We start from the raw sequence: 5,974 nt of genomic DNA, 5'->3' as shown, positions 1-5,974 counted from the left end.
GGCTACGAATGGAGCCAGGATCGGACCGTTGAATTCGCCCTCGGGGGGCCCCCGACCGGTTTCAACCATGGCTTCCACCCGGGTGGCGGGTTCGGCGGCGTCCATGTCGGCTACAATCATCAATTTGACAGGTTCGTTGTCGGCATCGAGGGCGATGCGGATTTCGGCCGGGTGGACGGCGGTTTCACGGTCAGCATTCTGCGATTTGACGCACGCAAGGAATGGGAATCCTCCATTCGCGGGCGGCTCGGTTTTACGCCGACGGAGCGCCTGCTCCTGTATGTCACGGGCGGCGTTGCGTTCACCGAGTTGAAGTACCGCTGGATGGACAATTCGGTGGGAACGCCGTTCGCGCCCGCGGACGCAAATATCTTCAAGACGGGATGGACCGCCGGCGTCGGCGGCGAGACCGCGCTGACCGATCGGGTCACGGCACGACTGGAGTACCGCTACAGCGATTTTGGCACCACGCGCTTCGACTGGCGCGACCTCCTCGGAAGCTACGAACAGCATCCGCGCTTCCAGTCCGTGCGCGGCGGAGTCAGCGTGAGATTTTAGCCGTTGGTGGCGTCGGCGGATCACGGCAGCCGAAGGGCGCCGCCGGCGTGATATTCGCGGCGCGGAAATTCGCCGCCGCAGGGCCGCTTCTGCGGCCGGGGCGGGGATGGCGGCATGCCCCCAATGCAGTGCTCGGCGCGCGAAAATAGTGTATCCGCAGGAAGCGCGGCCCGCTTTGAGCCGGCGCGCCAATATCCAGTCCCCGGAGGAAATCGACATGTCGGCCTTGCCGCTCTCAGGCATCAAGATCCTTGATCTCACGCGTGTGCTCGCCGGGCCCCTGTCGGCCCAGATGCTGGGCGATCTCGGTGCGGAGGTGATCAAGATCGAGCGGCCGGGCACCGGCGACGACGCGCGCGCCTTTGGCCCGCCTTATTTGACCGACCCCGAGGGCAAGGCCAACAACAACAACTCGTTCTACCTCTGCGCCAACCGCAACAAGAAGTCGGTCACCGTCAACATCGCCAAGCCCGAGGGGCAGGCGATCATCCGTGAGCTCGCCAAGGACGTCGACGTCTTCATGGAGAACTACAAGGTCGGCGACCTCAAGCGCTACGGCCTCGACTACGAGACGATCAAGGCGATCAACCCCGGCATCATCTATTGCTCTGTGACCGGCTTCGGCCAGACCGGCCCGTACGCGCCGCGCGCCGGCTATGACGCCATCCTGCAGGCCATGGGCGGCCTGATGAGCGTCACCGGCCACATGGACGGCGAGCCGGGCGAGGGCCCCATGAAGGTCGGTCCCTCGATCGTCGACTACATGACCGGCATGAATACCTCGATCGGGATTCTCTCGGCCCTCTACCATCGCGACGCCAACAATGGCGAAGGGCAGCATCTCGACGTCTGCCTGTTGGACACCGTGATTGCCTCGCTCAGCCACTGGCTCCAGATCTACCTCGTCAACGGCAAGACTCCGCCGCGGCGCGGCACCTGGGGCAATGGCGGCATGCCGGCCGGCGTGTTCCGCTGCACCGACGGCGAGCTGATGCTGGTGGTCGGCAATGACGGCCAGTTCGAGCGCACCTGCGCCGTGCTGGGCGAGCCCGAGCTGGCGAAGAACCCAAAATTCCTCAAGAACAACGACCGTGTCGTTCACGGCAAGGAGATCATGGCGATCTTCGCCGGCCTGTTCCTGAAAAAGCCGGTGGCCTACTGGCTGGAGGAGCTTGAGAAGGCCGGGGTACCCTCAGGTCCCATCAACGATTTCTCGCAGGTCTTCGCCGATCCCCACGTCCAGTCGCGCGGCATGCGGGTGAAGACGAAACACAAATTCGAGCCGGAGCTCTCGCTGATCCGCAACGCGCTGACCTTCTCGGGCACGCCCGTCACCGAATACCGCGCGCCGCCGCTGCTCGGCGAGCACACCCGGGAGGTGCTCGGCGGCAAGCTCGGCTACGATGCCGGCAAGATCGAGACGCTGAAGCAGCAGGGTATCATCTGACGCTTCTTCTTCGCCTCTCCCCGCTTGCGGGGAGAGGCAAAGGCCGCCTTCGGCGGCCGTCCTGAAGAACGCCGAAGCGAAGCTTCGGCTACGGCGCATCGAAGATGCGATCCGGGTGAGGGGGAGTCTCCACGCACTCGACTCTCACCGTCCTCGCGGAGGCTCCCCTCACCCAAACCCTCTCCCCGCAAGCGGGGCGAGGGGGCGCAGCTACTCTGCGGCGACGGGTTCAGCTAACGTCACCAGGTTTGCGAAGGCGGAGTAGTTCAATGACCACCGGCAAGACCATCATCACCTGCGCCATCACCGGCAACCTCACGAAGCCCGAGCAGTCGCCGTATCTGCCGATCACGCCCGAGCAGATCGCGACCTCCGCGCTGGAGGCCGCCGAGGCCGGTGCCGCCATCGCCCACATCCATGTGCGCGATCCCGCCACCGGCCGGCCCTCGATGGCGGTCGATCTCTACCGCGAGGTGGTGGAGAAGATCCGCGCCCGCAACAAGCGCCTCGTCATCAACCTCACCACCGGTCCCGGTGGACGTTTCGTCCCCTCAGTCGAGGATCCCCGCGTCGCCGGCCCCGGCACCACGCTGCTCCAGCCGGAAAAGCGCGTCGAGCATATCGAGCTGCTCAAGCCCGACATCTGCACCCTCGACCTCAACACCATGAACTCCGGCGGCGAGGTCGTGATCAACACCCCGCGCAACGTCCGCATCATGGCCGAGCGGATGAAGGCGGCCGGCGTGCTGCCGGAGATCGAGCTGTTCGATTCCGGCGACTGCCATCTCGCGCGCGACCTGTTGGCCGACGGCACGCTGAAGGGACCGGGCCTGTTCTCGCTCGTGCTTGGTGTGAAGTACGGCTTCTCGGCAACGCCCGAGACCATGTTCTACGCCCGCAGCCTGTTACCGCCAGGCGCGATCTGGTCCGGCTTCGGCATCGGCCGCGCCGAATTCCCGATGGTGGCGCAGGCGTATCTGCTCGGCGGCCACGTCCGCGTCGGCATGGAGGACAATCTCTATATGTCCAAGGGCGTGCTGGCGAAGAGCAACGCCGAGTTGGTTGCGCATGCCGCAGGCATCGTGAGGAGCCTGGGCGCGTCCGTCGCGACTGCCGACGAGGCGCGCGCGATGCTCGGGCTTGGCTGATCGCCATTTGGATAAATCGTGACGCCATCGTGACGCTCGCGGGCCTTGTGTGAGGCTTGCGCGCAATCCCCAGATAAACCCGGTCCGTAGTCGCACAGGCTTCCGCTTGCCTCGCGACTCTGATTCGATCCTTCCACTTGAGTTCGGGAGGGAAGCGAATGTCCTACACCATCGGGTTTCAGACCAAGGACCAGAAGGCAATTCTGGCGACCGAGGCGGCCACCGCCAATCAGGCCGTCGCTATCGTTGCCGCACTGCGGCGAAGCGCCGACGAAATCAAGTTCATCCGCTCGCCCCAGGAAGGCGAGATGGGCATCGAGATGCTGCTGCTGCTCGCCAAGGAAGAGGCCGAGGAGATGCCGCAGCGGGCGTAAACCCGCCCGAGCGACCACACTTCGATCGGAAGCGAAGCATGCCGGCTACAGAATAATGTAGTCAGGCACTGTTCTCGCTCGAACCGAAGGTGGCCGCCCATGAAACGCGAAGCGCTCCGCGTCGAACCGATCTCCTCGTTTCTCGACCGCTGGAAGGCGCCGACCTCGCCGGTGACGCGGGCCGGCAACATGATCTTCGTCGCAGGCCTGCCGCCGTTCGACCCCGAGACCGGCGAGATCGCGGAAGCGCCGATCGAGCGCCAGAGCGAGCTGATCATGGAGCAGATGAAGCTCTGCCTTCAGACCGCGGGCGCAAGCCTCGACAACGTCATGAAGTGCAACGTCTACTGCACGTCGACAAGACATTTCGCCGCGTTCAACGCGGTCTATGCCCGCTACTTCCCGGTCGATCCGCCGGCGCGGATCTTCGTCTGCACGCCGGAATGGTTCGGCCCCTTCGACGTCGAGATCGACTGCATCGCGATGATGTGAGGTCGGCGATCGACGCGAGAGCCGTTGGCCGCTCACCACGCCGGTCTTGCCGCCGCGCGAATGTCGGAGGGCGTGGCGCCGAAGTGGCGGCGGAAGGCGCGGTTGAAATAGGAGACGTCGCCGAACCCGCTTTCGTGCGCGATCTGGGTGATGTTGAGTTGAGCGTGGCGCCGGTCGATCAGCATGCGCCGTGCTTTCGCCAGCCGCTCGGCGAGCACGTAGGCGGAGAATGACGAGCCGCTCAGTTCGAACAGCTTTCTCACGTAGCGCGGCGAGATGCCGTGGCGCGCGGCGATCATCTCGGTCGATAGATCGCTGCGGCTGAGCGCGTGGAGAATGTCCGATTTGATGCTGGCAAGCCGCGCCGCCGTGGCACTGCGCTGCCGCGCGAACTCGGCGTGGTCGCCAGTCGCGCCGAGTGTGAGCGCCGCGAGATCGAGGATATGGTTGGCCACGGGTTGCATCAGCGCCGGCTCGCCGAGGGCGTCGTCGTTGCGGACGACGTCGACATAGCGGGTCAGGAGATTCAGGGCTGCACTGTTGGGCGGAATGCTGCCGAAGGAGGCCGCATAGTTCGGGGTCAATGCGGCCAGGGCCGGCTGCTCAAATGCTAGCCTGATGAAGTTGCCCTCCGTGAGTAGCGTGGTCGTTGAAGGTGCCTGCATCGTGAGCGCCACGGCACCGCCGACACCGCCGATCAATTCCTGGCCGAACTGGGTGAACGAAGCAGCGCCGCTGCGCAGCAGGGCGATCACCACAACGTTCCCGGCGCGCGACGCCATCTCTTTCGAGAGGCGATAATGCGCTGGCGAATGTGAGCCGGCCGCGATGCTGATATTGGGCAACAGGTTGAAGGTCACATTCGCATGGAAGGGCGCGTCGCCGAGCGGCTCCATATCGGCATTGGTCACGCTGCGCCCGAAGATCTCGCGCCACCTGTCGATTCGCTTCTCTTCGGGAAAGTCACGGGTAGATATCTGCGCTCGAAATGATCCGGTATCCTGCATCTGTCCCCTGCGGAATGGTGGCCACCACCTCCTTAAGACGCAGGCTCTCGCCAGCGCGTTCAATTCGATCCGCCCGTGGCTGCTGGACGACCCGTACAGCGCGCGACCGTTCGGCGGAACCTGTTCCGCATGGTCCTCCCGACGTTCCGCCTGAGACAATCGCGGTCCGCGGGATGGTGGTGCAAGTGTCACAACCGGCCGAGAAACCACCGCTGTGCCGTATGGGCCGATGTCCCGTGCCGGCTGCGCCAAGACAGTTGCGCCTCGTCAGGCCAGTTTGCAAGCGACGGCTGCTTCGGCCGCAAGACTTGGGAATGACGGATGACATCGACGAATGGCGCGGCGCGGATGACGACTATGAACTTGCCGGTATCCAGGGCGAAGGCGCGTCCCGAACGATCGTTGACGCTGGCCGCGCCATTCGTGCTGTCGCTGACCACGGTGGTTGCGATGCCGGCGGGGCCGGCGGTTGCCGCGTGCGTCCAATCCGGCAGCACCGTCACCTGTAGCGGTGCGACCAATACCGGCTTCGGCACCGGTGCGGAAAACAATCTGGCCGTCACCGTTCAATCGGGCGCGTCGATCGACGTCGGCAATGCGCAGAAGGCGATCGATGTCGACAGCGGCAACACCGCCATCAACAACGGCGCCATCGTTGTCGGCAACGGCGGCAAGGGCATGCAGGGGATCAACAACAACGTCTTCACCAACAACGGCACGATCACGCCCGGCACGGGGGGCATGGCCATGTACGTGGCCGGCAACAACAATATTCTGACCAACGCCGGGACGATCAGCTCGACGGCGGACGGCACGGCCGGCCTCGTCCCGGTTGGCGCCGGCAACACGGCGATCAATTCCGGCACCATCAGCCTGACCGGCTTGGCCTACGGCATCTCAGCCGTCGGCGCCACGATCCTGAATTCAGGCACGATCACGGTCGGGAGC

At 64.8% G+C, this 5,974-nt stretch carries 6 protein-coding genes and 1 pseudogene; 6 read left to right on the top strand and 1 reads right to left on the bottom strand.

Going from position 1 to position 5,974, the window contains the following annotated elements; all coding sequences use genetic code 11:
• From ACXJL8_RS31260 to ACXJL8_RS31240, 5 genes are all read left to right on the top strand, one after another.
• On the top strand, positions 1-558 hold a 558-nt coding region (locus ACXJL8_RS31260; protein WP_456686171.1), incomplete at its 5' end, for an outer membrane protein.
• 217 nt (positions 559-775) lie between these two features.
• On the top strand, positions 776-2,005 hold the full coding sequence (locus ACXJL8_RS31255; RefSeq protein ID WP_456686170.1) for a CaiB/BaiF CoA transferase family protein: 1,230 nt from the start codon (positions 776-778) through the stop codon (positions 2,003-2,005).
• A 269-nt stretch (positions 2,006-2,274) separates the two neighbouring features.
• Entirely contained in the window at positions 2,275-3,153 is an 879-nt protein-coding gene (locus ACXJL8_RS31250) for a 3-keto-5-aminohexanoate cleavage protein (RefSeq protein ID WP_456622763.1), read from the top strand.
• Positions 3,154-3,311: 158 nt separating this feature from the next.
• Positions 3,312-3,527: a hypothetical protein gene (locus ACXJL8_RS31245; protein WP_456622762.1), complete on the top strand. Its 216-nt coding sequence runs from the start codon at positions 3,312-3,314 to the stop codon at positions 3,525-3,527.
• 99 nt (positions 3,528-3,626) lie between these two features.
• Entirely contained in the window at positions 3,627-4,019 is a 393-nt protein-coding gene (locus ACXJL8_RS31240; RefSeq protein ID WP_456622761.1) for a RidA family protein, read from the top strand.
• Between the two features lie 32 nt (positions 4,020-4,051).
• Here ACXJL8_RS31240 and ACXJL8_RS31235 read toward each other — a convergent pair whose 3' ends face one another.
• Entirely contained in the window at positions 4,052-5,278 is a 1,227-nt protein-coding gene (locus tag ACXJL8_RS31235) for an AraC family transcriptional regulator (protein WP_456686169.1), read from the bottom strand.
• A 69-nt stretch (positions 5,279-5,347) separates the two neighbouring features.
• Here ACXJL8_RS31235 and ACXJL8_RS31230 point away from each other — a divergent pair.
• Positions 5,348-5,974, top strand: a pseudogene (locus ACXJL8_RS31230) (hypothetical protein); the annotation flags it as partial.

It is taken from the genome of Bradyrhizobium sp. P5_C11_2, assembly GCF_054049755.1.
The sequence above is the reverse complement of the archived record's forward strand: the minus strand, read 5'-3'. Positions and strand labels throughout refer to the sequence as shown.

Bases quoted from the DNA above. Each gene is read 5' to 3' on its own strand.
- ACXJL8_RS31240 (WP_456622761.1), top strand. From the start codon at position 3,627: ATGAAACGCGAAGCGCTCCGCGTCGAACCGATCTCCTCGTTTCTCGAC.
- ACXJL8_RS31245 (WP_456622762.1), top strand. From the start codon at position 3,312: ATGTCCTACACCATCGGGTTTCAGACCAAGGACCAGAAGGCAATTCTG.
- ACXJL8_RS31255 (WP_456686170.1), top strand. From the start codon at position 776: ATGTCGGCCTTGCCGCTCTCAGGCATCAAGATCCTTGATCTCACGCGT.
- ACXJL8_RS31250 (WP_456622763.1), top strand. From the start codon at position 2,275: ATGACCACCGGCAAGACCATCATCACCTGCGCCATCACCGGCAACCTC.